Annotated in this window: 19 protein-coding genes; 9 read left to right on the top strand and 10 right to left on the bottom strand. The window is 48.9% G+C overall.

Annotation, left to right across the window (positions count from 1 at the left end):
- Positions 1-4: 4 nt before the first annotated feature.
- The 4 genes from I2I11_RS09445 to I2I11_RS09430 all read right to left on the bottom strand — a co-directional run bounded on the left by I2I11_RS09445 (position 5) and on the right by I2I11_RS09430 (position 3,948).
- Positions 5-1,012, bottom strand: coding sequence for a sugar phosphate nucleotidyltransferase (locus I2I11_RS09445; RefSeq protein WP_196267433.1), 1,008 nt, complete (start codon positions 1,010-1,012; stop codon positions 5-7).
- A gap of 164 nt (positions 1,013-1,176) precedes the next feature.
- Positions 1,177-1,611 carry a dUTP diphosphatase gene (gene dut / locus I2I11_RS09440; protein ID WP_370582957.1) on the bottom strand — a complete coding sequence of 145 codons (435 nt, stop codon included), beginning with the start codon at positions 1,609-1,611 and terminating at the stop codon, positions 1,177-1,179.
- 24 nt (positions 1,612-1,635) lie between these two features.
- Positions 1,636-3,129: a lipopolysaccharide biosynthesis protein gene (locus I2I11_RS09435; RefSeq protein WP_196267431.1), complete on the bottom strand. Its 1,494-nt coding sequence runs from the start codon at positions 3,127-3,129 to the stop codon at positions 1,636-1,638.
- Between the two features lie 36 nt (positions 3,130-3,165).
- Positions 3,166-3,948: an enoyl-CoA hydratase/isomerase family protein gene (locus I2I11_RS09430; RefSeq protein ID WP_196267430.1), complete on the bottom strand. Its 783-nt coding sequence runs from the start codon at positions 3,946-3,948 to the stop codon at positions 3,166-3,168.
- A 182-nt stretch (positions 3,949-4,130) separates the two neighbouring features.
- On the opposite strand from I2I11_RS09430, the gene mscL reads away from it, so the two are divergent.
- The 3 genes from mscL to I2I11_RS09415 all read left to right on the top strand — a co-directional run bounded on the left by mscL (position 4,131) and on the right by I2I11_RS09415 (position 5,982).
- Positions 4,131-4,577, top strand: coding sequence for a large-conductance mechanosensitive channel protein MscL (mscL, locus tag I2I11_RS09425; protein WP_196267429.1), 447 nt, complete (start codon positions 4,131-4,133; stop codon positions 4,575-4,577).
- Between the two features lie 87 nt (positions 4,578-4,664).
- Positions 4,665-5,549 (top strand): DUF3078 domain-containing protein, encoded by an 885-nt coding sequence (locus I2I11_RS09420; RefSeq protein ID WP_196267428.1) that lies wholly within the window; start codon positions 4,665-4,667, stop codon positions 5,547-5,549.
- 91 nt (positions 5,550-5,640) lie between these two features.
- The gene (locus I2I11_RS09415; RefSeq protein WP_196267427.1) at positions 5,641-5,982 is read left to right on the top strand and encodes a hypothetical protein; all 342 of its coding nucleotides are present in this window, start codon (positions 5,641-5,643) and stop codon (positions 5,980-5,982) included.
- Positions 5,983-6,135: 153 nt separating this feature from the next.
- On the opposite strand, the gene I2I11_RS09410 is transcribed toward I2I11_RS09415, so the two are convergent.
- The 6 genes from I2I11_RS09410 to I2I11_RS09385 all read right to left on the bottom strand — a co-directional run bounded on the left by I2I11_RS09410 (position 6,136) and on the right by I2I11_RS09385 (position 12,908).
- Complete coding sequence (locus tag I2I11_RS09410; RefSeq protein ID WP_196267426.1) at positions 6,136-6,639, bottom strand: SRPBCC family protein; 504 nt, start codon at positions 6,637-6,639, stop codon at positions 6,136-6,138.
- The gene (locus tag I2I11_RS09405) at positions 6,636-6,956 is read right to left on the bottom strand and encodes an ArsR/SmtB family transcription factor (RefSeq protein ID WP_196267425.1); all 321 of its coding nucleotides are present in this window, start codon (positions 6,954-6,956) and stop codon (positions 6,636-6,638) included. Before I2I11_RS09405 ends, I2I11_RS09410 begins: the two co-directional genes overlap by 4 nt.
- 190 nt (positions 6,957-7,146) lie before the next feature.
- Positions 7,147-7,494 (bottom strand): hypothetical protein, encoded by a 348-nt coding sequence (locus I2I11_RS09400; protein ID WP_196267424.1) that lies wholly within the window; start codon positions 7,492-7,494, stop codon positions 7,147-7,149.
- A gap of 473 nt (positions 7,495-7,967) precedes the next feature.
- Positions 7,968-11,051 (bottom strand): translation initiation factor IF-2, encoded by a 3,084-nt coding sequence (infB, locus tag I2I11_RS09395; RefSeq protein WP_196267423.1) that lies wholly within the window; start codon positions 11,049-11,051, stop codon positions 7,968-7,970.
- A 119-nt stretch (positions 11,052-11,170) separates the two neighbouring features.
- On the bottom strand, positions 11,171-12,427 hold the full coding sequence (nusA, locus tag I2I11_RS09390) for a transcription termination factor NusA (RefSeq protein ID WP_196267422.1): 1,257 nt from the start codon (positions 12,425-12,427) through the stop codon (positions 11,171-11,173).
- Between the two features lie 7 nt (positions 12,428-12,434).
- Positions 12,435-12,908, bottom strand: coding sequence for a ribosome maturation factor RimP (locus tag I2I11_RS09385; protein WP_230680007.1), 474 nt, complete (start codon positions 12,906-12,908; stop codon positions 12,435-12,437).
- Between the two features lie 308 nt (positions 12,909-13,216).
- Here I2I11_RS09385 and I2I11_RS09380 point away from each other — a divergent pair, with 308 nt between their 5' ends.
- The 6 genes from I2I11_RS09380 to accD all read left to right on the top strand — a co-directional run bounded on the left by I2I11_RS09380 (position 13,217) and on the right by accD (position 19,730).
- Positions 13,217-14,353 (top strand): endonuclease/exonuclease/phosphatase family protein, encoded by a 1,137-nt coding sequence (locus I2I11_RS09380; protein WP_196267421.1) that lies wholly within the window; start codon positions 13,217-13,219, stop codon positions 14,351-14,353.
- Positions 14,354-14,549: 196 nt separating this feature from the next.
- Positions 14,550-16,040, top strand: coding sequence for a cysteine--tRNA ligase (cysS, locus tag I2I11_RS09375; protein WP_196267420.1), 1,491 nt, complete (start codon positions 14,550-14,552; stop codon positions 16,038-16,040).
- Positions 16,030-17,040, top strand: a complete 1,011-nt coding sequence (locus I2I11_RS09370; RefSeq protein ID WP_196267419.1) for a M28 family peptidase — start codon at positions 16,030-16,032, stop codon at positions 17,038-17,040. Before cysS ends, I2I11_RS09370 begins: the two co-directional genes overlap by 11 nt.
- A 390-nt stretch (positions 17,041-17,430) precedes the next feature.
- Positions 17,431-17,592, top strand: coding sequence for a hypothetical protein (locus tag I2I11_RS09365; RefSeq protein WP_196267418.1), 162 nt, complete (start codon positions 17,431-17,433; stop codon positions 17,590-17,592).
- 145 nt (positions 17,593-17,737) lie between these two features.
- The gene (locus I2I11_RS09360; RefSeq protein ID WP_196267417.1) at positions 17,738-18,613 is read left to right on the top strand and encodes a YitT family protein; all 876 of its coding nucleotides are present in this window, start codon (positions 17,738-17,740) and stop codon (positions 18,611-18,613) included.
- Positions 18,614-18,827: 214 nt separating this feature from the next.
- Positions 18,828-19,730, top strand: a complete 903-nt coding sequence (accD, locus tag I2I11_RS09355; RefSeq protein ID WP_196267489.1) for an acetyl-CoA carboxylase, carboxyltransferase subunit beta — start codon at positions 18,828-18,830, stop codon at positions 19,728-19,730.
- Positions 19,731-19,893: the final 163 nt, after the last annotated feature.

Genomic DNA, 19,893 nt, shown 5'->3' with positions numbered 1-19,893 from the left:
CATCTTAATCGATAATGGTATTGTAGTCGCCAACGCTGAGGTCAGACGGGCGGCCCTCGTACACAACAAAGTTGCCGAGCATAGAGTTTGCTACGTTGCCGTTTTTAAGCGCCGTATTTTCCTGTATGATAGAGTTGCTTACCACAAAGTTGTCAACAGTTGTATTGTCGCCGATGGAAACGTGCGGGCCCACCACCGAATTGTTGATGCGCACATTCTCACCGATAAATACAGGAGGTATAATCACGCTGTTCTCCAACTGCGCAGAGTCAGCCACCAGGCCTTCCTCGTCTTTTATATACTCTAAATAGCGCTGATTAGTATAAACGGTTGCGTTTTTATTTCCGCAGTCGAGCCACTCGGTAATAACGGCAGGTATAAAGATGGTGCCTTTGTTCTTCATGTTTTCCAGGGCGTTGGTGAGCTGAAACTCGCCTTTGTCCAGGATGTTGTTATCCAGCAGGTACTGCAGCTCATGGCGCAGGTACTCGCCGTCGCGGAAGTAGTAAATGCCGATAATGGCCAGATCGGAAATAAACTCCACCGGCTTTTCTACAAAGTCGGTAATCTGGTTCTGGTCGTTGAGTTTAATAACACCAAACGGACGCGGATCTTCCACGCGCTGCACCCAGATGGTGCCGTCGGCGTTGGTGTCGAGCTGGAAATCTGCTTTAAACAGCGTGTCGGCAAAAGCAACCACTACCTTTCCTTCCAGCGAATCCTGGGCACAAAGTATGGCATGGGCCGTGCCCAGTGCTTCCTCCTGGTAATAAATGCTGCCTTTGGCGCCCACCGATTGGGCGATACTTTTCAGATCCTGCTCCACTTTATCGCCGAAATGGCCGATGATAAAAGCTACTTCCTCAATGGGCTCCTGGCATACTTTGGCAATATCTTCTACCAGGCGCTGTACAATGGGTTTGCCCGCAATCGGAATAAGTGGCTTGGGAACAGTTAAAGTGTGCGGGCGCATGCGTTTGCCCATTCCTGCCATCGGTATGATTATCCTCATAGCTGTTGATTTGTTTTTAAATGTGAAGCTGCAGGTTTGTCGTTGCTGCAGCTGTTAAAAATTGATTATTTATACTTGAAGTATGATTGTTATACTTATTTATACTTCAGAATTGGTTTCGCTTACGGGAAAAGTGATTAAAAGATAGATGAATCTGAATATATTTATCTGGTGCCGGTGCTGCCGTAGCCGCCTTTGCCCCGTTCAGTATCCGAAAGCTCCTCTGCTTCCTGCCATGCTACGCGCTCATACTTCGCCACGATCATCTGGGCAATACGTTCGCCGTCTTCCACCACAAATTCCTGATCCGACAGGTTTATGAGCAGCACTTTTATCTCACCGCGGTAATCGGCATCGATGGTGCCGGGGCTGTTGACGATGGAGATACCATGCTTAAAGGCCAGGCCACTGCGCGGGCGTATCTGCGCCTCATGCCCCTCCGGAAGTTCGATAAACAAGCCGGTAGGTATAAGTGCGCGCTGCAGCGGCTTTAAAGTAACGGCTGCCTCTAAATTGGCACGCAAATCCATGCCCGCCGACTGTAATGTCTGATACGAGGGCAGCGCATGTTTTGATTGGTTAATGACGTTGACCGTGATGTTGTTCATCCTTAAAGATATAAATTAAAACTGAAGGAAGCGAGGCCGTTCGCGCAACCATACAACAGCTGCAAAAGCCAGGCAAAGCATCAGGTGGAAAGCATGCCGCAGCCAGAAATCGGCAACTGGCACATTTAAAGCCAGCCAAACCAGCACTACTGCAAACAGAATGTACCCCAGGATAGCTTTAACAGGGTAGGGGATCGGGTAGTGACGGTTGCCCAGGAGGTAACTTACCAGTGCCATGCCGAAGTAACAGACAAATGTGGCAATGGCCGAGCCCATGTAGCCCAGCACCGGTATAAGCAGCAGGTTGAAGATGATGGTGATAGCCGCCCCGCCAAAGCTGATGTAGGTGCCATACTTCGTTTTGTCTGTGAGCTTAAACCAGATCGAGAGGTTATAGTATATACCCAGAAACAAGTTAGCCAGCAGCAATACAGGCACTACCATGATGCCCTCGCGGTAAGCGGCGCTGCGCAGCAGCAAAGCAAAGTCCTCCAGATTAGCTGATATGAACAGAAAAATAAAAGCGCAGGCGATTACGAACCACTTCATTACAAAAGCGAAAGTCTGGGGGGAGTTCTTGTCTTCGGCCTGCGAGAAGAAGAACGGCTCCGCCGCATAACGGAAAGCCTGTATGGTGAGCGACATAAATATAGACAGCTTGTAGCAGGCGCTGTACACGCCTACAGCTGCCATATTGCTCATACCCGGATAAAAATTTTCCGGCAACCATTCCTGCAACAGAATCCGGTCGAACAGTTCGTTTACTGCGCCTGCTATACCCATAAGCAACAGTGGATAGGAGTAAGCCAGCATCGGGCGCAGCAGTTCTTTGTTCAACTCGAACCGGTAACTGACTAGTTCTTTCCAAAGCATCGGGATCTGCAAAGCATTTGCCACCAGGTTGATAAGGAAGATATAGCCGACACCGAAGGCGGGATTGTACAGCTGCATTGCCAGCGGGCGCAGTTCCTGCAGGTATTCGCCCCTGTAAATGTCACGGCAGAGCACCAGGAAAAACATGTTAGCGCCCACCGTTACGGAAATATTGATTAGTTTGATGGAGGCGAACTTAACCGCCTTGTTCTGTAGCCGCAGTTTGGCAAAAGGTATACTAACAATAGCATCAATGGCCAGCACAATAGCCAGCCAGGTAATATACTCCTGCTGGTCCGGGTAGCCGATATAGCGGGCAATGGCACCGGAGGCAAGTATAAGTATGCCGGAGAACAGCAGGCTGGTGCTGCCCACCATCGTGAGTACCTGGTTGTAGAGTTGTTGTCTGTCGGCACCCGTCTTGGTAGCGAAGCGAAAATAAGTGGTCTCCATACCATACGTATAGAGCACATTAAAGAAGCCGACAAAAGCGTAGAGATAAGAAACCACACCATACTCCGCGGGAAGGAAAATAGCGGTATAGATAGGTACGAGCAGGTAATTAAGCGCCCTGCCCACAATGCTGCTTAAACCATAGGCAGCCGTTTGCCCAACCAGTTTCTTGGCTATACTCATGGGGTACGTCTCAGGGTTGGGTAATGCAAAATGAAATTATTGTCCTTTAAAAACAGGCTTGCGCTTTTCCAGAAAAGCGTTTGTGCCTTCAATAAAATCTTCGGAGGTGCAGCAGCGGGCAAAGGCGTTGGCTTCGGTCTGGTAGCCGTTCTCCTCTTTGTCATACACCGCATTTACGCACTCTATTACCAGGCCGACAGCTAGCGGGGCTTTACTCATGATTTTCTCCAGCAGTTCCCTGCATTTGTTTAGCAGTTGCTCTTGTGGCACCACATAGTTTACCAGGCCCAGTTGCCTGGCCTCTTCTGCATAAAGCATATCGGCCGTCATCAGCAGTTCCATGGCTTTGCTTTTGCCTATCAATTGGGTGAGACGCTGTGTGCCGCCATAGCCGGGTATCAGGCCCAGGTTTACTTCCGGCTGGCCAAAGCGTGCATTGTCGCTGGCTACACGCATGTGGCAGGCCATGGCCAGTTCGCAGCCACCGCCCAGCGCAAAACCATTTACCGCTGCTATAATAGGTTTATTGCAACGCTCAATCATGCCAAACACTTCCTGGCCGCGCTCGGCAAAGTTGCGGGAGTTTACTTCACTCAGCTCTGCTATCTCGGCGATGTCGGCGCCTGCTACAAATGCCTTCGGACCGGCGCCTGTCAGTATGGCGCCTTTCACAGAGGGCTCGTCGTATACTTGCTGCACTGCGTTTTTTATCTCCCGGATTGTATCTATATTTAGGGCATTAAGCTTATCGGCCCTGTTAATCGTTATCGTTAGAATGCCGTTGTTCAGATCAAGCAGCAGGTTTTCGTATATAGACATTTCGACTTTCAGATCTGGTTAAACTCTGTTTTCAGGCACAAATATAATGATTTAGTTACATCCTTGAACAGCTAATTAGCAAGGCTGCTGATTGGTGGCCTAATGGCCGTAGAAGTAAGTTTTACATACTGCTGTTACCTGTTTATACAACAAATTCTTTTATAACATTAAACCCTACTGTTATGGCCTTTTTTGAAGAGTTTAAAAAATTTGCTGTAAAAGGCAATGTTATCGATCTGGCAGTCGGCGTCGTAATTGGTGCTGCCTTTGGGGGTATTACCAAGTCTTTGGTGGATGATATCATTATGCCGCCGCTGGGCCTGCTCATCAGCAATGTGGATTTTTCGCGGCTGAAGATAATCCTGAAGGACGCTGTGGTGGAAAATGGCGAAATATTGCAGCCCGCTGTATCCATCAACTATGGTAATTTTATACAAACGGTAATTAACTTTTTCATCATCGCTTTTGCCATTTTCCTGCTGGTACGCACCATTAACCGCCTGCGCGAGCGCGAAGCAGCCAAGCCGGCGCCGGCTGTTAACAAGCAGGAAGTGCTGCTGGCCGAAATCCGTGACCTGCTGAAAGGCGACACCATTGCTCCTGCCTCCCCAAGAGATAAAACAGTTTGATGTTTCACGCTTTTACATGACATGCCTTTATTTTTACGCGTAGCTGCCCTTGTTTCTATTTCATTTATTTTTTGCTTAAATCCAGGTATGGCCCAGGAGGCAGCGCCTGCTGACACAACTGACATCTGGGATTTCGGAGGCGAAGGCACCGTTAATTTCAGCCAGATTAGCCTCAGTAACTGGGCTTCCGGCGGACAGAACGCTCTTTCGGTGCTCGGTGTGGCGAACCTATACGGCAACTATAAACACGGCCCAAGTAGCTGGAACAACACGCTGGATATAACCTATGGCATGGTGAAACTCGAAAACCAGCAGGTACGCAAGAGCGACGACAAGCTGGAACTGAATGTAAAGTATGGCTACAAAGCATCGGAGCGGTGGTTTTACTCTGCGCAGCTAAACCTGAAAACACAGCTGACACCTACCTATACCGAAACCCGCGATACACTGATTTCCAGTTTTATGTCGCCGGCTTTTGTGCTTCTCTCGCTGGGTATGGATTACAAGCCCAATGATCACCTTTCGGTCTTTATCTCGCCCTTAACAGGCAAACTCACCATTGTAGAAAGCCAGATGCTGGCAGACAGGGGCGCTTTTGGCGTAAAGGGCGCTGCAAGAGATGCATCCGGAAATCTTATTCCCGGCACGGGCAAGCACCTGCGGAAGGAGTTTGGAGGCTACGTAAATGTGCGCTACAAGCAGGAAATCCTGCAAAACGTTACGCTCCAGTCCAAGCTTGATCTCTTCACGAATTACCTGAATGATCCGCAAAATATAGACGTGAACTGGGAGAATGCGCTGAATTTCAAGGTAAACAGTTTTATTTCGGCCAGCCTGCTTGTGCACCTGATTTATGATGATGACGTGAATATAGCAGTGGACAGCAACGAGGACGGGAAGATTGACAGCAGCGGGCCCCGCCTGCAAACAAAGGAAGTGCTTGGCATCGGGCTCTCTTATAAATTTAATTAAACGAACTTTAAAATATCGGGCATCGTTATTGCCGCAATGTATACTTTAGGAGTATATGTGCGTTCTGTAAGTGTTATCGTAATCTGTTGATATGAAGAAATTATTTTTGTTAATGCTGGCTTTTGGCGGTATGCTTTGTTTTTCGGAGGCTTCGGCACAAACCACGCAAAGCAGCACGGGGACATCAAAAGATAAATATTGGGGAACCTCCAAAGCCGAAACAAGGGGCGCCTCGGCAGATGCAGTGGGCAAACGCGGCGAAGGCCTTGATGCGCGCTGGAATGCGTACGAAGATGGCAAACGCAGCCGCTTTGCTAAGGAGAACATCAAAAACAGCAAGCGCATGAAAGCCATTCTGAAGAAAGAAAAAGATATGATGAAGAAGCACAAGCGCGACAAGAAAAGGCTGAAACGCAAGCGGGCGAAGCATTAAAACCGGAGCCGGCCAGAACGGGCAGGTTTAAACAAGTATAAGCAAACAGGCTGCTGTGCCTTTGTCGCGGCAGCCTGTTTGCTTATACTTGTTTTATGGCTTTGCTGTATTGTATCAAAGGCTGATATACTGGCTCCGTTAGTAGCAGTTTTTCTACTGTCGTTGCGATAAAGTTGCCAATAATTCTTCCAGGTTGTTCGTTGTCATAGCAAATCCTTCCTTGAAGCCCATTTCAATCATCTTCTCTAAGCGTTCAAGCGACTCATTATAAATACTAATACTGACTTTTGTTTTTCCGTTTTGTTCGCTGAAATTCAAATCCCAATCAGAACCGGGCAAATCAGGGTTTTCATCTTTGTCTGCAAAAGTATTCGTCATTTTGAAATTAGTTTTTGGACTAATGGAAGTATATTTCTGAATGGACCAGCGCTCTTCTCCTTCCGGGCTTACCATCGCATAAAATCTTCGTCCGCCGACTTCAAAATTCATGAATTTTGTTTTTGAGGCCCAGGGTTTAGGTGCCCACCATTGGTCGAGAATTTCTTGTTTGGTAAAAGCATCCCATACCAGCGAAAGACCGGCGGCAAATTCTCGGTTAAAGAATACCGTTTTTGTTGTTTTGTCGACGGTAAAATCAAATAGCAAATCGTTTTTCATTTTTCCTGTTTTTTAATTGTTGCTAATACTTCGTCAAGTTGATTGAACCGGGTTTCCCAAATTTCTCTGAATTGGTTTAACCACTTATCAATCTCTTTCATTTTTTCAATTTCAAGGGAGTAGTAAATTTCCCTGCCTTGTTGTTCCTGTTTTACCAATTCACACTCTGTTAAAATGCGAAGGTGTTTAGAAACAGCTTGCCGCGTGGTGTTGAAGTTGTCGGCAATGGCATTCGGTGTCATTGCCTGCAATGCAATCAAGGTAATAATCGCCCGCCTGGTCGGGTCGGCTATTGCCTGAAAAATGTCTCGTCTCATATTATTTAAATTTCAGTTTATGAAACCAATCGGTTGCAAATATATGTGCAACTATTCGGTTTCGCAAATTTTTTTCGAATTAAAAGAATGTCAGTTGGAATTTCCGGCTTAGAGGTGTGTCATTAAATTGCTGCGGACGGTTAGTACAGGCTGCGAACGAGGCGCAGTTGAGTATGAAGCCTGTGCAGGGTTAGGTGCCGCTTTTTCTTCTTTGTTTAATTTTATCTTTTATTTTATCGACAATTCTTGTTTTAAACTTCTTGATTTCTCTTTTATTCGCTAGGTACCAATAGTCCCGGTTTATAAGTCTATCATTTAGACTTACCAAAGCAAATGTTGTTGTACTGTCAAAACTAGGCCTTGTCCAAGTATGAACTGTTTCTCCTGTGTCAGTATAATAGAAGTCTACATATAACCAGTACCCCTCCTTAGTATTTGCCTTTGTTTTTGGAGGAAGAGGAGTTAGTGAATCTATGTCAAACTTTTTATTATATTCTATCATTTCTGGAGAGTCCCAATCATATTCTGAGTTTCTCATTGGCACAAGTTCCTCTTGATATGGAGGCTGCAATGAAGGATTCTCCTGTTTTACTTCTTTTATAGCTTCAAGAACTTCTTCTTAAGTTGCTTTTATGTCCCAGTATTCTACATATGGATAACTACCAGCAAAGCCGCCTATCTTTCTTCTCAATATCTCTTCACATCCCCATAAAAGCAGGAAACACGCGAAGAATATTATAATATACCTTTCAGCTTTTGTTTTCATTCAATAAGTGGCACCTAACTATCTGCTTAACGTGAACATACGCTTTTATCTGCACTGTATATGAAGTAGCTATTGGTATAGCACTATGTCTTATAAATATATAGAAGAATTTATACTCTGCGCCCTTGTTCGCTTTATTTTATTCCTTCAACCTTTAATAGCGCCTTAGTATATAAAAAAGTCCCCGGCTACTTTCGCGGCCGGGGACTTTTTTATATACTAATTTATACTTGCAGCATTTATACTTATAGCGTACGCTTCACTTCTTTTTCCACGTATGCCTCAATCACGTCGCCTTCCTGGATTTCGTTGAAACCTTTCAGGCTGATACCGCACTCGTATCCTTGTCTTACCTCGGCTACATCGTCTTTGAAACGCTTGAGCGCCAGAATCTCGCCGTCGTGCACCACAATGCCGTCGCGCACCAGGCGTACCTTCGCGTTACGCTGTATTGTTCCGTCTGTAACCATACAACCGGCAATGGTACCCACTTTGGTAATCCTGAATACTTCGCGCACCTCTGCATTACCTGTAATTTCTTCCTTCAGGGTCGGCGCCAGCATACCTTCCATGGCGTCTTTCACCTCGTTGATGGCATCGTAGATGATAGAGTACAGGCGCACATCAATCTGCTCCTGCTCTGCCAGCTTACGGGCATTGGCCGAAGGACGTACCTGGAAACCGATAATAATAGCGTCGGAGGCCGATGCAAGCAGCACGTCAGATTCTGAGATAGCACCTACCCCTTTGTTGATGATGTTTACCTGCACCTCATTGGTCGATAACTTCAGCAAAGAGTCAGACAGCGCTTCTACGGAACCATCCACGTCGCCTTTCACAATTACATTCAGCTCCTTAAACGAACCGATTGCCAAACGACGGCCAATTTCATCAAGCGTAATGTGCTTGCGGGTACGCAGGCTTTGCTCGCGCTGTACCTGGGAGCGGTTAGAAGCAATTTCACGCGCCTCGCGCTCCGAATCCATCACCAGGAATTTATCGCCTGCCTGCGGCGCACCTTCCAGGCCTAATAACTGCACCGGCGTGGACGGCCCGGCTTCTTTCATTTTCTTGCCACGGTGGTCGGTCATTGCCTTTACCCTGCCGTAATGAGAGCCGGCCAGTACCACATCGCCAATATGCAGGGTGCCTGTCTGAACCAGTACAGTAGCTACATAACCACGGCCTTTGTCCAGCGACGCCTCGATAACGGCGCCTACAGCCTGGCGATCAGGGTTTGCCTTGAGCTCCAGTAATTCGGCTTCGAGCAGCACCTTCTCCAGCAGATCCGGCACGCCTAAACCAGACTTAGCCGATACCTCCTGCGACTGGTACTTGCCACCCCATTCTTCTACCAGTATATTCATTTGGGCCAGTTCTTCCCGAATCTTGTCCGGGTTGGCGGCTGGCTTATCCACTTTGTTCAGGGCAATAATAATCGGCACGCCTGCTGCCTGTGCGTGGTTGATGGCCTCTTTTGTCTGCGGCATCACTGCGTCGTCAGCGGCTACCACAATAATAACCACGTCCGTTATTTTGGCGCCACGGGCACGCATAGCCGTAAAGGCTTCGTGGCCTGGCGTATCGAGGAAGGTGATGGTACGGCCGCTTTCGGTTTTTACTTTGTAAGCCCCGATGTGCTGTGTAATACCGCCTGCCTCGCCGGCTGTTACGTTGGCATTCCGGATGTAGTCGAGCAGCGATGTTTTACCATGGTCAACGTGGCCCATGATGGTTACAATCGGCGCACGCTCTTCCAAATCCTCCTCGTTCTCTTCGGCAACATCTTCCAGGGCCTGCTCATCTTCTGAAGTGATGAACTCAACATCGTAGCCAAATTCATCAGCAATAATGGTGATGGCTTCGGCATCGAGGCGCTGGTTGATGGACACGAACATGCCCAGTTGCATACATACCTTGATAACGTCGTTTACGCTCACATCCATCAGCGAAGCCAGGTCGTTGGCCGACACGAATTCGGTAACACGCAGTGTTTTTGATTCGGCCTGCTCTGCCATGCGGCGCTCCTCAGTAGCATCTGCAATGGCTGAACGCTTCTCCCGGCGATACTTGGCGCGGTTGCCACCAGCGCCTTTGCCACCGCTCAGTTTCGCCAGTGTAGCCTTAATCTGCTCCTGAATCTGCTTGTCTGTTACTTCCGCCTTATCTGCACGGGCCGGTGCCACATCACGACGTCCGCCTCTGGCCGGACCTCCTGCGCCTGCAGGCCTGCCGCCTTTCTGTTCGCGTTGTACCATCGGGCGGATAGGGCGGTTGTTGCCCTGCTGCGCCGACTGGCCAGGCTGCGTTTGCTGCCCTGCTTGTCCGGGTTGGCTACCTTCTGTGGCCACCATAATACGCTTGCGCTTTTTCTTTTTGCCTTTCTTCTCGTCGGAAGATGCTACCGGCTTGGAACCTTTTCTACGGGATTCTACTGGCAATTCTATTTTGCCAAGCACCGTAAGGCCTTTCAGCTGGTCGGCTTTTGCTGTAATTGTTTCTATTGGTCCTTGTTCTTTATCTGCAGGTGTATTTGCTGCTGGTTGCGCCGGCGCCTGGGCTTCAGGCGTTTGTACAGGTGCAGGCTGCTTAGGCGCCTCCGGTTGTTTCTCAGCTGGCTTTTCGGCGGCAGCCGGTTGCGTTGGCGCTTCTGCTTGTGGCGCAGCTGGTGTTTGTGTTTCTTGTTTAGGAGCAGCAGGCGCTTCCGGTGCCTTGGCTTCAGGCTGCGGTGCTACAGGTGGTTGTTCGGCTACAGGCTGTTCTGTTTTTGGCGTAGCCGGTGGTGCCGGCGCAGCAGGCTTCTCCACTGTTGGTGCAGGAGCTGGTGCTGTAACAGCCGGTGCTGGCGCTTCCGCCTTCGGTTCTGCCTTTTTCGGGATTGGGTTGCCTTTTGCATCCAGTTCAATCTTGCCTACTACTGTAAAGCCACGCAGCTTTTGCTCTTCAACAGGCATCGCTCTTTCCGGCGCTTTTGGTGCTTCCGGGGCTTTGGGCTGTGTTGCCTGGGGCTTAGGCTGGTGCACCGATGTAATCAGCACTTCCTGTTCAGGCTCGGCCGGCTTTTTGGCCTCATGCGGCTGTGCTGCCGACTCAATAACCTGATTGCTCTGCGGTTTTTTGCCAATGTTGAGATCCTCTGCCTCGCGCTTGTCCTGTCTGGAGGAAGCAAATTCTTTTTCCAGCATACTGAGCTGATCTGCCGTGATTTTGGTTGTGGGCTTGTTTTCCACATCAAAACCTTTGGCAGACAGGTAATCTACAATGGTGGAAGTGCCAATGTTTAAGTGGGTTGCAACCTGTTTAAGCCTCTTTGTTATTTCTTCTGCCATTTTCTAATATGCTGTCTTTTTATGCTTCTGTTAAAGTATAGCTGCCTGGATAGAGGCACCGGAGCTGTGCTTCGACATAAATTTGTTACAAAATTATATCATAGGGACACAACTCACAACTATTGATTATTGTCTTCTTCTTCTAACTCCTCACGCAGGATAGAGAGCACGTCGTCAATGGTCTCTTCTTCCAGCTCTGTGCGGCGCAGCAGGTCTTCTTTGCTCACGGCCAGTACACTTTTTGCGGTATCGAGGCCAATGCGACGGAGTTCGTCAATTATCCATCCTTCAATTTCATCCGAGAACTCATTCAGGGTAATATCTTCCTCATAAGTTTCAGACTCACGGAACACGTCAATTTCATACCCGACCAAACGGCTGGCGAGCTTGATGTTCTGGCCGCCTTTTCCAATGGCAAGCGACACCTGGTCCGGCTTCAGGAATACCGATACGCGGCCGCCTTCCTCGTCAATCTTCATGCTGCTTATTTTAGCAGGGCTGAGCGCACGCTGGATGTAGAGTTCCAGGTTTTCGGTATAATTTATAACGTCGATGTTTTCATTTTCCAGTTCGCGCACAATGCTGTGTATGCGGGAGCCTTTCATGCCTACGCAGGCGCCTACCGGGTCAATGCGGTCATCAAAAGATTCTACAGCTACCTTGGCGCGTTCGCCCGGCTCCCGTACAATTTTCTTAATGGCAATCAGCCCGTCAAATATTTCCGGCACCTCGTTCTCAAACAGGCGCTCCAGGAAAGCAGGCGACGTGCGCGAAAGTATGATTTTCGGGTTACCGTTCACAATTTCTACCCGCTGCACCACAGCGCGTACCTGGTCGCCTTTGCGGTAACGGTCTTTGGGTATTTGCTCGGCTTTAGGTATAAGCAGTTCGTTTTCTTCCTGATCCAGCAGCAGTACCTCGCGGTTCCATACCTGGTATACTTCGCCGGAAATGATTTCGCCTACCTGATCTTTATACTTCTGGAACAGCAACTCCTTTTCCATGTCCTTGATGCGCTGGATAAGCGTCTGGCGGGCTGTGAGCACCGCGCGGCGGCCGAAATCCTCAAGTTGTATTTCTTCCGATACTTCTTCGCCTACCTCAAAGTCAGCCTCTATTTTCCGGGCATCCGACAGGCTGATCTTGTCATAGTCCCAGATGTCTTCGGAGTTGTCGTCCACAATTTCGCGGTTACGCCAAATCTCCAGGTCACCTTTCTCCACATTCAGGATGATGTCAAAGTTCTCGTCGGTACCCCACTTTTTACGGATCATGGTGCGGAACACATCCTCCAGGATGCGCATCATGGTCGGGCGGTCTATGTTCTTGAATTTCGCAAATTCCGCGAACGACTCGATCAGGACTGAACTGTTCATTATTTTATCATTTAAAAGATATTACAACATTTGCTTTCACAATTTCCCCGAAAGGTATTTGCACAGGCACATGCGTTGCCTTTTTGCCTTTCTGTTTAACCTCCTCCAGCAGGCCGATGCCGCTTTCAGTTACTTCTTCCAGCTTGCCTGTTTTTTCGGCGCCGTCCTGCAGTTTTACCTTCAGGCTGCGGCCTACGTTGCGCTGGTACTGTTTGGGCTGCGTAAGTGGGAAATCCACGCCCGGCGAACTTACTTCCAACACATAGCTTATTTCTTCGCCAAATACCTCCACAATTTTTGCGTTGATGCGGCGGCTGATGGTAGCGCATTGATCGATGGTAATGCCCTGCTCGCCGTCTGCCAGCACCGTTATCTTAGGCCGGACAGGCGTATCAGATACCGTCACATCCACTATAAACAGGTCAGATTCCGGAAGGCTGGCTTCCGCCATCTCACGTATGATTGCCGCAGTTAGTGCCATAAGTAACTTTAAGAAATAAAGAAGGGGACTTCATGTCCCCTCAGCTCCCTGGAAATAATGCCACAAATTTACGACAAAAACATTATATATACAACAGTCTTTGTTTGAGGCTACTATTAAATTGAGTTTAAGTATAACCGGGCCTGCCACTAAAGCCGATTATACCCCAGGTAAGCATGTAAAATACAAACGCAGCCTGCTGCGTAAAAGTTCTTCGGCTTTTAAAGCACCTTGTGGCGTTTGCGGATGAGGCAGATATTTGCTGCGGGCGTGGGATAGGTAAGCGCTTTATTTGTAATTTTGCTACAATGTCGGGAACATTTAAGAGAATAAGAAGGCGAATCTGGCTTATCCTGAATATCGGGGTGGTGCTCTGGGTAGTGCTGGGCGTGTTGTGCCTGCAGGTGCCGCCCTACAAGTTCTGGCCGGCCGGTTTTATTGCTTTCTCGCTGCCGGGTGCACTGGCGCTCAACTTCCTGTTTTTGCTGTACTGGGCACTGCGGCGCTCCTGGATTGTGGTGCTGCCGCTGGCAGTGCTGCTGTTCGGATGGAACTACTATGCACGCCTGGTGTCGTTTAACTTTGGCGATGAGGAAGTGCCGGCAGGCGCCAAAACGCTGGAAGTGCTCAGTTACAATACCCACATGTTTAACGCGTACCTGGCCAGCAACAAAAGCGAAGCACCGGCATCTGCAGAAATGATTGACTGGATTGCAAGGCATCCGGCCGACGTGTATTGCCTGCAGGAGTTTTATAGCAAGCGCCACTCCAACGTATACAATACTATCAGCAGAATAGGCATCCGCTACAACAAGTTCAGGTTTTTTTCTGTGGCAAACATCGACCGCGAAAAGGGCGACATTGGCGTGGTTATTTTCTCAAAGTATCCTATCGTGAATAAGGGCCTTATCAACTTCGGTAAATCCAGCCCCAACCGCGTTATCTGGACAGACATTGATGTAAAAGGCGATACCATCCGGATTTATAATGCGCACCTGCAATCCATGAGTATCAAATCTGAAGACATCGAAAATACGTACTATGCCATCGGCAACGAAGAGAGTTTTAAGAAGGAAGGCCGCAATGTGGCCCGGCGACTGCGCAAGGGCTTTATTGCTCGGGGGCACCAGGTAGAACTGCTGCTGGAGCAAATAGAAACCGCACCTTACCCGGTTATTGTATGCGGCGACTTCAATGATATTCCGTTCAGTTATACGTACAGCCGGCTGGCAGATGAGTTGCAGAACGCTTTTGTGCAGGCCGGCAGCGGCGTGGGCGCCACGTACAATGGCCCGCTGCCGTTTCTGCGTATCGATAACCAGTTTTACAGCGACGGCCTGAAAGCTTACGAGTATGAAACGCATTACGAGATGGGGCTTTCTGACCACTTCCCGGTTTCGGTAAAGTATGTGCTGGAGCAGCAAGACGCAGAAAAGCAGGATTAGGAGATAGAAGACGATATGTATAATTTTGAGGCAGGAAAGAGTTGATTGTTAATTGTTGTTTGTCTGAATCAGGATACAGATATCAGGCACTTGCAGCAAGGTCAGTCATACTTATACTTAACCCATCAGCACATTAAACACGGATACTTAAAAACACAAGTATAAACCGCTCCGGATTATACATCTTAATTATACTATGCAACAAGCACTCAGCCTCTATAACACGCTTACACGCAAAAAAGAAGTATTCGAACCGCTGCACGCGCCTTTTGTGGGCATGTATGTGTGCGGGCCTACGGTGTATGGCGAGCCGCACCTGGGCCATGCCCGCAGCGCCGTTACCTTTGATGTGCTCTACCGCTACCTCAGGTACCTGGGCTATACCGTGCGTTATGTGCGCAACGTTACAGATGTAGGCCACCTGGTAAACGATGCCGATGAAGGGGAAGATAAAATTCAGAAGCGGGCCAAACTGGAAGCCCTGGAGCCGATGGAGGTGGTGCAGCATTATACCAACATCTACCACGACGAAATGCGCAAGCTGAACGTGCTGCCCCCCGATATCGAGCCCCGCGCCTCCGGCCACATCATCGAGCAGATAGAGATGATTCAGGAAATACTGAAAAACGGTTTGGCTTACCAGGTAAACGGCTCCGTGTACTTTGATGTGCCGGCTTATAATGAAGGCCACCATTACGGAAAGCTTTCGGGCCGCAACATAGATGACCTGATTGCCAATACCCGCGCCACCGAAGGGCAGGAGGAAAAGCGATCGCCGCTTGATTTTGCGCTCTGGAAAAAAGCCTCGTCCATGCACATCATGCGCTGGCCCTCGCCCTGGAGCGACGGCTTTCCGGGCTGGCACCTGGAGTGCTCGGCCATGAGCCGCAAGTACTTAGGCACCACTTTTGATATACATGGCGGTGGGTTGGATCTGATGTTTCCGCACCACGAGTGCGAGATTGCTCAAAGTCAGGCCAGCGACAACCACACAGATGCCGCCAAATACTGGGTGCACAACAACATGATTACCGTGAACGGGCAGAAGATGGGCAAATCGCTGGGCAACTTCATCAACCTGAGCGAGCTGTTCAGCGGTAACCATGCTTTGCTGGAAGAGAAGTATTCGCCCATGACGATCCGCTTCTTTATTCTGCAGGCGCACTACCGCAGCACCCTCGACTTTAGCAACGAAGCGTTGCAGGCGGCCCGCAAAGGCTACACCAAGCTGATGAACGGCCTGCGCATACTCGAAAAGCTGCAATATCCCAAGGAGGCCGGCACGCCGGACGAGAAGCTGAACGAAGAACTGCTGAAGCTGACGGAGGATTGCTTCCGGGGGATGAACGATGACATGAACACGGCGCGCACCATTGCGGCCCTGTTCAACCTGCTCAAAAAAGTAAACAGCTTATACTTAGGGCAGCTTCCGGTTAGCTCGCTCACGCGCGGCACTTTCGATACGATTCGGAACACCTATACCCGGCTGGTGCTAGATGTGCTGGGCTTGCGGGAGGAGCCGATCGGTGATACAGAAGAGATGCTGGATTTGGTGCTTTCTTTTTACAGGGAGGCGAAAGAAGGCAAAGCTTACGACAAAGTAGACCTGATTCGGGCGGAGCTGAAAAAGCAGGGCATCACCATTAAAGATTTAAAAACAGGAATTGACTGGGCTTATGAAGAATAAAATAATGCTGCCTATGCTGTTGCTTGCCGGTACGCTGGCCACGTATAGCTGCGACTCGGCCGGAAACAGCGGCAGCCGGCAGGCCAAGGTTGAGGAAACCGTGCCAGACGTAAAAGCGCCGGAGTTTAACGCCGATTCGGCTTACAAATTCGTAGCAAAGCAAGTTGCTTTCGGGCCGCGCATACCCAACTCGCCGGCTGCACAAAACACCGGCGACTGGATTATACAAAAGCTGCGCGACTATGGGGCTGAGGTAAAGGTGCAGAACTTTCAGATGCGCGCCTATGACGGCAAGATGCTGAACCTGCGCAACATCATCGCCTCTTATAACCCGCAGGCTGCTGACCGTGTGCTATTTGCTGCTCACTGGGATACGCGCCCCTTTGCCGACAAAGACGAAAAAAATCCGGCAACGCCGAGCGACGGCGCCAATGACGGCGCCAGCGGCGTAGGCATATTGCTTGAAATGGCCCGCACCATACATGAAGCAGAGCAAAAACCAGGTGTAGGGGTGGATATGATCTTTTTTGACGGCGAGGATTACGGCCAGCCCGACAACAGCGGCATGCCTTATAAAGCAGATACCTGGTGCCTGGGGGCGCAGTATTGGAGCAAGAACAAGCATGTGCCCAACTATAAAGCCAGCTACGGCGTGTTGCTGGACATGGTGGGCGCCGAAAATGCGAAGTTTGCCCGCGAAGGAACCTCCATGCAGTACGCCAAAGGCATTGTAGACAAAATATGGAAAGCCGCCAACCACATCGGCTACTCCGACTATTTTAAGTATGTGAATGCGCCAGCCATTACGGACGACCATACATACGTAAACGACTGGGGAAACATACGGATGATAGACGTGATAGAATACAACATGGGCGCTGCCGACGGAGATTACTTTGGCCCCTATCACCATCGCCACACCGACAACATGGACATCATCAGCCGCAGAACCCTGAAAGCCGTTGGCCAGACCATGTTGCACGTACTGTATAATGAGTAACCTTGATTATTGATATCTAAGAACAAGTATAAAAAGAACGTGGCCGCTGTATCAACAGCGGCCACGTTCTTTTTATACTTGTTCTTTATTTTACCGGGTTGTTTTCCGAATAGCATACGTAAGCTGTCGGTAAAAAAATCTCTATGCCTACTTTCATCATTCATAGAGATTTAGATAAGTATATATAATTAACAGCGGTGATAAATAGCTATAGGGTACTTTCCCGGCTGGTGGCGGCTGCAGCAAAGGGGCAGGCAAGTATACCAATAATGAGAGAGTGGGCTATAAGAGGAACGGCTGTTTTATTTCAGGTATAAAATACCTAAGTTGAGGGGCTAAATTAAACCAACGGTTTACTTTAGCCTTTTGTATGAAATCGGCAGGCGATGAATGGCGGGCCAGGCTTCCATCACCAGCACACCGGCAAAAATTATCAGGCAGGAGAAGCGCGTGGGCTCACCGGAGAAGGACAAAGCTGCTGATATCGTGCTCTGCGATGAAGATCTGTTGGAGTATACCCCGCATGTATGCACTGTCATTATGAAAGATTAAGTTGTAAGCGGGCAGTGTATATTGACTAAGGAACTGCCGGAGGCGGGATGTCGGCTGTCAACGGTGCAGATGTGCTTGACGAGCAGGATTTTATACTTTGGAGGTCTCTTATCCGGTATTTCCGGTACTTGTGTTTTATACGATAATGAAAGCAAAAAAAATCGATTTCTCTGATGCGGCGATAGATACTTTGTACGTTATTACGGGTATTTTATTTTGCGGCTTTGCGTTAAAAGGGTTCCTGGTTCCGAATCAGTTTTTTGATGGCGGCGTTACGGGTATCTCACTTCTTATCCATGAAATATATCACATAAATATTGCTTACGTTATCATACTGGCTAATGTGCCGTTTATCATCATGGGCGCCTATCACGTTAACCGCAGCTTTGCCTGGAAAACGTTTGGCTGCATCGTTGGCCTGGCTGTGTGTTTGCTGTTTGTGCCTTATCCTGTTATAACTTCCGATAAGTTGCTGGTGTCTATATTCGGCGGCGTTTTTATGGGCCTGGGCGTCGGGCTATCAATGCGTGCCGGCTGCGCCCTGGACGGCATCGAAGTGCTGGCGCTTTATACTTTGAAGCGTAGCGGCCTTACCATCAGCGAGATCATTTTCGGAATCAACATTGTTATATTTCTGATTGCAGCGCTGCAATTGGGCCTGCCAACCGCCTTATACTCGATTTTAACCTATTATACTGCCTCACGGACGATAAACTTCGTTATTGAAGGATTGGAAGAGTATACGGGCGTAACCATTATTTCGGGACAAAGCCAGCTGATAAAGGAAAAACTCGTAGTGGAACTAGGCAGAGGTATAACGGTTTACAAAGGGGAGCGGGGATTCTTAAAAGATAATTTTAACTTCAGCCAGCCATGCGATATTGTTTTTACAGTGATAACGCGCCTGGAAGTCAGAAGAATGCGGAATGTAGTGCATGAAATTGATCCCAAAGCGTTTATATTTACCAATACGATAAAAGAGGCAGCCGGAGGTGTGCTCAAGAAAAGAGCAAGACATTAGAAGGGCTTCATAAATTTAACCCTGCAGCATCTCTTAAAATTATTACGATAGCATAATTTGTAGTACAACTGCTGATAATTGCCTATTTTTGCAGCCCGCCTTTTTCCGGAGCCGCTACAGGTGCCGGCAGGAGGCAGGCCACTATATTTATACCTTGCCAGATCAGGGTATACTCACAAAACTTTAAAGTGCGGCGAGCACGCTTTTAACTATGATGCCTTGGTTTAAAAGAGTAGAAAAAGGAATTCATACCCCAACGGAAGAGAAGAAAGAGACGCCGGACGGACTGTGGTACAAGTGCCCCGACTGCAAAACGGTAACCAGCATGGTCGAGCACCGCAAGAACCTGAGCACCTGCGTGAAATGCAATTACCATGACCGCATCGGCTCCCGTGAATATTTTGCCATTCTGTTTGACGACAACCAGTTTACCGAACTGGACGCAGACCTTGTTTCCGGTGATCCGCTGAACTTTACCGACACGAAGCCATACCCGCAGCGCATTGCCGCTACCCAAAAAGCTACCGGCCTGAAAGACGCCGTGCGCTCGGCCTACGGTACCATGAACGGCCAGCCTATTACCATTTCCTGTATGGACTTTTCGTTTATTGGTGGTTCCATGGGTTCGGTGGTGGGCGAAAAGATTGCCCGCGCCATTGATCATGCCCGCGAAACGCGCACACCTTTTCTGATGATTTCAAAATCGGGTGGCGCACGCATGATGGAGGCTGGTTTCTCGCTGATGCAGATGGCTAAGACCGCTGCTAGGCTTGCGCTGCTTGCAGAAGATAAACTGCCCTATATTTCGTTGCTCACCGATCCAACCACGGGTGGCGTAACCGCCTCTTATGCCATGCTCGGCGACTTTAATATTGCAGAGCCTGGTGCCTTAATTGGTTTTGCCGGCCCGCGCGTTATCAAAGAAACCATTGGCAAGGACTTGCCCAAGGGCTTCCAGAGTGCCGAATTTGTGCTGGAGCACGGGTTCCTGGATTTTATCGTGGATCGCAAGGAACTGAAACAGCAGCTAAGCGACCTGCTGGCCATGCTGCGTCCCGAATCTGACGGCAAAGATAACCTGAAATCTAAAAACGGAAAGGCAGCAAAGGTGTCATAAAGGCATCCCGGCCCGATACAAACATAAAAGCTCCTGCCAGTACATCAGGCAGGAGCTTTTATGTTTGCTTGCAACCGTCTGGTATCGGCCCCGGAAATTAAGGTATAGTATGTTATGCCTATTTTGCAGCATTTAAATCATAACTTCAGCATATAGCGGATAG

This window comes from Pontibacter rufus, assembly GCF_015694705.1.
Classification (GTDB): domain Bacteria; phylum Bacteroidota; class Bacteroidia; order Cytophagales; family Hymenobacteraceae; genus Pontibacter; species Pontibacter rufus.
This window is presented reverse-complemented; position numbering and strand designations above follow the sequence as displayed.

Coding starts and splice junctions, on each gene's coding strand:
- I2I11_RS09445 (WP_196267433.1), bottom strand. CDS start 1,012: ATGAGGATAATCATACCGATGGCAGGAATGGGCAAACGCATGCGCCCG.
- I2I11_RS09435 (WP_196267431.1), bottom strand. CDS start 3,129: ATGAGTATAGCCAAGAAACTGGTTGGGCAAACGGCTGCCTATGGTTTA.
- I2I11_RS09430 (WP_196267430.1), bottom strand. CDS start 3,948: ATGTCTATATACGAAAACCTGCTGCTTGATCTGAACAACGGCATTCTA.
- mscL (WP_196267429.1), top strand. CDS start 4,131: ATGGCCTTTTTTGAAGAGTTTAAAAAATTTGCTGTAAAAGGCAATGTT.
- I2I11_RS09420 (WP_196267428.1), top strand. CDS start 4,665: ATGGCCCAGGAGGCAGCGCCTGCTGACACAACTGACATCTGGGATTTC.
- I2I11_RS09415 (WP_196267427.1), top strand. CDS start 5,641: ATGAAGAAATTATTTTTGTTAATGCTGGCTTTTGGCGGTATGCTTTGT.
- I2I11_RS09410 (WP_196267426.1), bottom strand. CDS start 6,639: ATGAAAAACGATTTGCTATTTGATTTTACCGTCGACAAAACAACAAAA.
- I2I11_RS09405 (WP_196267425.1), bottom strand. CDS start 6,956: ATGAGACGAGACATTTTTCAGGCAATAGCCGACCCGACCAGGCGGGCG.
- I2I11_RS09400 (WP_196267424.1), bottom strand. CDS start 7,494: ATGAGAAACTCAGAATATGATTGGGACTCTCCAGAAATGATAGAATAT.
- infB (WP_196267423.1), bottom strand. CDS start 11,051: ATGGCAGAAGAAATAACAAAGAGGCTTAAACAGGTTGCAACCCACTTA.
- nusA (WP_196267422.1), bottom strand. CDS start 12,427: ATGAACAGTTCAGTCCTGATCGAGTCGTTCGCGGAATTTGCGAAATTC.
- I2I11_RS09385 (WP_230680007.1), bottom strand. CDS start 12,908: ATGGCACTAACTGCGGCAATCATACGTGAGATGGCGGAAGCCAGCCTT.
- I2I11_RS09380 (WP_196267421.1), top strand. CDS start 13,217: ATGTCGGGAACATTTAAGAGAATAAGAAGGCGAATCTGGCTTATCCTG.
- cysS (WP_196267420.1), top strand. CDS start 14,550: ATGCAACAAGCACTCAGCCTCTATAACACGCTTACACGCAAAAAAGAA.
- I2I11_RS09370 (WP_196267419.1), top strand. CDS start 16,030: ATGAAGAATAAAATAATGCTGCCTATGCTGTTGCTTGCCGGTACGCTG.
- I2I11_RS09365 (WP_196267418.1), top strand. CDS start 17,431: ATGGCGGGCCAGGCTTCCATCACCAGCACACCGGCAAAAATTATCAGG.
- I2I11_RS09360 (WP_196267417.1), top strand. CDS start 17,738: ATGAAAGCAAAAAAAATCGATTTCTCTGATGCGGCGATAGATACTTTG.
- accD (WP_196267489.1), top strand. CDS start 18,828: ATGCCTTGGTTTAAAAGAGTAGAAAAAGGAATTCATACCCCAACGGAA.